Source organism: Streptomyces sp. RP5T, assembly GCF_003933965.1.
Lineage (GTDB): Bacteria > Actinomycetota > Actinomycetes > Streptomycetales > Streptomycetaceae > Streptomyces.
On sequence record NZ_RSAJ01000705.1, the window covers coordinates 1 to 3,917 of the forward strand.

Here is a 3,917-nt window from a genome sequence, read left to right on the forward strand (position 1 = left end):
GGCCTGCGCGATACGGCGGCGCTACGAGGAGGGCGTCCCGGAGGAGGCGGCCGCCCTGGCCGGAGTGGTGGGACGCTGCGAGGAGGCCGAGCGGCGACTGACCTCGGCGGCGGAGAGCCTGCGCGCCCTGCGGGGGCTGGACCGCGACCCGGCCGCGGCTCTGGCGTCGGCCGAGACGCGCTTTCGTGAACTGACCGCCCGTACGGCCGAGTCGGACACCGCGCTCTTGGCCGACTCCGTCACCGGGTACGTCGAGCTGGCCAAGGACAGCCTGGTCACCGCCACCGTGCACCTCAACCAGACCCACCAGGCCACCGCGTCCGGCCGGCCCGAGGAGGCGGCCGGTCACCTGCGCGCGGCGGAGACCGCGATCGCCCGGGCGGATGTGCTGGTGACGGCCGTGGCCCGGCTGCGCGCCACGCTCACCGAGGCCGCCCGGCTGATCCCGCCCTCCCTCACCGGCGCGGAGGCGGAACTGGCCCCCCTCCGCGACGGCACCGCGTACGAGGGCGAGACCTACGCACAGCTCCTGCACGCCGACGCGGTCCTGAGCGCCGTACGACGGGCGACGACCTCCGGGCAGCCGTACGACCCGCTCGGCGTGCTGCGCCGGATCGTGCACGCGACCGCGCCCCTGGCGACCGGCCGGTCGGGGGTGCTCCCGGTGGCCGCGCTGCTGGTCGCGCGGGAGTCGGTGGCCGCGGCGGACGACTACGTCACCGTCCACCGCGAGGCGGTCGGCGCCGCGCCCCGCGTCCTGCTCGCGGAGGCACGGCTGACCGACGACCTCCCGCGGGCGGACGACCTGGCCCGCGAGGCGCGTGACCTCGCCGAGCGGGACGTACGCCTGCGCGGGCACGGCTCCTAGAAGAGGCTGAGCAGGGCCTCCGCCGGGTCCACCATGCCGTTCTCCCCGTCCGGCAACGGCAGTTCGAACCACACCGTCTTGCCGCGCGGGGTGCGCCGGGAGCCCCAGGCCGCGCTGAGCAGGCCGACGAGTTGCAGGCCGCGGCCGCCCTCGTCGGTGTCGCGGGCGCGGCGGCGGCGCGGCTGGACCAGGCCGGAGTCCCAGACCTCGCAGACCAGGGTGCGGTCGAGGAGCAGGCGCAGGCGGATGTCGCCCTCGCCGTACCGCAGGGCGTTGGTGACCAGTTCACTGACCAGCAGTTCGGTGGTGTCGACCAGCGGTTCCAGGTCCCAGCTCAGCAACTGGCCGCGGGCGTACTCGCGGGCCCGGCCCACACTGCGCGGCTCGCGCGGCAGCGTCCAGTCCCCGACCGAGCCGGCGGGCAGGCCCTGGACACGTGCCATCAGCAGGGCGATGTCGTCCTCGCCGTGGTGGGTGTCGAGTGTGTTGAGGACGTGGTCGCAGACGTCCTCCAGCGGGGCGGAGGGGTCGGTGAGCGCTCCGACGAACGCCTGGAGGCCTTCGTCGAGGGGGTGATCGCGGCTTTCGACCAGTCCATCCGTGTAGAGCGCGAGCAGGGCGCCTTCGGGTAGTTCGACCTCCACCTCCTCGAAGGGCTCGCCGCCGACGCCGAGCGGCATGCCGGGCGGCACGTCGAGCATCAGCGCGTCCTCGCCGGGTTCGACCAGGACGGGCGGCAGATGGCCCGCGTTGGCGAAGGTGCAGCGGCGGGTCACCGAGTCGTAGACGGCGTACACGCAGGTCGCCAGGTACACCTCGGACAGGTCAGCCTCACGCGGTCGGCGGGCCGCGCGGGTGGCCTGCTGGACCCCACCGGGGGCACCGAGCCCACGCGCGATCTCGTCCAACGCGCTGAGCACCTCGGCCGGTTCGAGGTCCAGCAGGGCCAGGGTCCGGACGGCGGAGCGCAGTTCGCCCATCGCCACCGCCGCCCGCAGTCCGCGGCCCATCACGTCACCGACCACCAACGCCGTGCGGTGTCCCGGCAGTTCGATGACGTCGAACCAGTCGCCTCCGACCTCGCTGGGGCGGTCCGCGGAGGAGTTGCCGGGCAGGTAGCGGCAGGCGATGTCCAGTCCGGAGGCGACCGGGTCGCCGGGCGGCAGCAGGGACCGCTGCAGTATCAGCGCCCGCTCGTGCTCGCGCCGGTACAGGCGGGCGTTGTCGATACAGACCGCCGCCCGCGCCGCCAGCTCCACCGCGAGGTCCCGGTCCCGGTCCCCGAAGGGCTCGCTGCCCTTGGTCCGGGAGAACTGTGCGAGTCCCACGACGGTGTCGTGGGCGACCATCGGCACCGCGAGGGTGGACTGCACGAGGCCGCCCTCCTCGGCCGGGATGTACTGCGGGCGCGCGGTGCGCAGGGCGTCCGCGCAGGGCGAGTTGAAGGGGTAGTGGTGGACCGCGCCGACCGAGACGGGGGCGCCGGAGCCGGCGAAGGGGGCGTCGGAGACCGCGCTGGCGAAGGCGACCCGGCGCAGTTCGGCACTGCCGTCGGCGAGCCCGGGCGGGGTCTCGTCGCCGGCCAGCAGCCCCTGGTAGAGGTCGACGGTGGCCAGGTCGCAGAAGCCGGGCACGACGACGTCGAGGAGTTCGCGGGCCGTGGTCTCCAGGTCGAGCGAGTTCCCTATGCGGGCGCCGGCCTCGTTCAGCAGGGCGAGATTGCGCCGTGCGGCGGCTGCCTCACGGGCGGCGGCGCGGCGGGCGGTGATGTCGGTTCCCAGCCAGGCGATGCCGATGGGCCGGCCGGATCCGCTGCGCACCCGGTACAGGTTGATGGACCAGTGGCGGCGCTCGTCGGAGCCCGGCAGAAAGCCCGTGACGTGCATGTCCGTGATGGAGTCGCCGGTCTCCAGGACCCGGCGCAGGGTCGCGGTGACCCGCTCGGCCTCGGGACGGGGCAGGTAGTCGTGGACGCCCTTGCCGCGGTGGTCGTCCGGGCTGCCGCCGAAGAGGGAGGCGAAACGGTAGTTGACGCGGCGGACCCGCAGCTCGGGGTCGATCAGCACGAATCCGAAGGGAGATTGACCGAAAATCGCCTGCGAGGCGGCGAGGTCGGTCTCGATGCTCCGCAGTGTGCGCACATCGACGACGATGCAGACGGCGGCCTTCTCACCCTCCTCGGTCCGCGTCGGCATGACGTAGACCTCGGCGAGCCCCTCCCGGCCGCACTCGCCCTCGTGCGGCGCCTCCTGCGCGGGCACCCGGAAGGGAACCACACCGGTCCACTCGCGGCCGTCCAGGATCTCCGCCATCTTGCGCTGGCCCTGCGCGCGCAGGTCCTGGTCGATGAAGGCCTCGATGGGGTCCATGCCGACGGCGTGCTCGGCGGGGATGCCGAAGAGCTGCTCGGCCCGCAGGCTCCACTGGTCGACCAGACCGTCGGGGCCTATGGAGAAGGACGCGACCTTGATGTAGTCGTAGATCGAGCCGGGCGGGCTGCTCTGCCACATGGCGTCGGCGGCCGGCGCCTCGTCGGGACGGATCTGTGCCACGGCATCACCCACGGCCTCCGCCCTCGCGCCGCCCGACGGGTCCTTCGACTCCGTGGCCTTCGCTGGTATCTCGCTCACGCGAACCGTCCCCTCCAGCTCACCGCGTCCGGTACCGGTCACCGGGGGCGGCTGCCCGCAGTATCCAGCACTACGGCGCCGCACAACACGGTGTTCACGATCACAGCACGATCCCGACGGTTTTCGGTCCGGACTGCGACAACACTTCCAGTCTTCTAACCAGCGGACACGACGTCGAATCACGTCTGCCGACAACCGCCACCGGCCCGAACCCGTCGATGGACAGCGGAAGGGGTGTCGTACAGGTGTTCCTGATGTTCCGTAACGCGATCAGGTCCCGCTCAAACCGGCACCGAGAGTTCGAACCAGACCGTCTTGCCCGCGGTGCCGGGGCGGGTACCCCAGCGGTCGGCGGCATGCGCGACGAGCAGCAGACCGCGTCCGCTCTCGTCGTCCGGGTCGGCGACGCGCTCCCGGGG

Annotated in this window: 2 protein-coding genes and 1 pseudogene; 1 reads left to right on the forward strand and 2 read right to left on the reverse strand. The window is 73.0% G+C overall.

Translation table 11 applies throughout. The features are described 5' to 3' along the window. Nucleotides 1-868 (forward strand): annotated as a pseudogene (locus tag EHS43_RS39545) (hypothetical protein); the annotation flags it as partial. Here the strand turns inward: EHS43_RS39545 and EHS43_RS39550 are convergent. Both EHS43_RS39550 and EHS43_RS48430 read right to left on the reverse strand, forming a co-directional pair. Then, nucleotides 865-3,498 carry a SpoIIE family protein phosphatase gene (locus tag EHS43_RS39550; RefSeq protein ID WP_125195397.1) on the reverse strand — a complete coding sequence of 878 codons (2,634 nt, stop codon included), beginning with the start codon at nucleotides 3,496-3,498 and terminating at the stop codon, nucleotides 865-867. The pseudogene EHS43_RS39545 and the gene EHS43_RS39550 overlap by 4 nt on opposite strands. Before the next feature lie 281 nt (nucleotides 3,499-3,779). Further along, a partial coding sequence (locus EHS43_RS48430) for an ATP-binding protein (protein ID WP_148104217.1) occupies nucleotides 3,780-3,917 on the reverse strand: 138 nt, incomplete at its 5' end.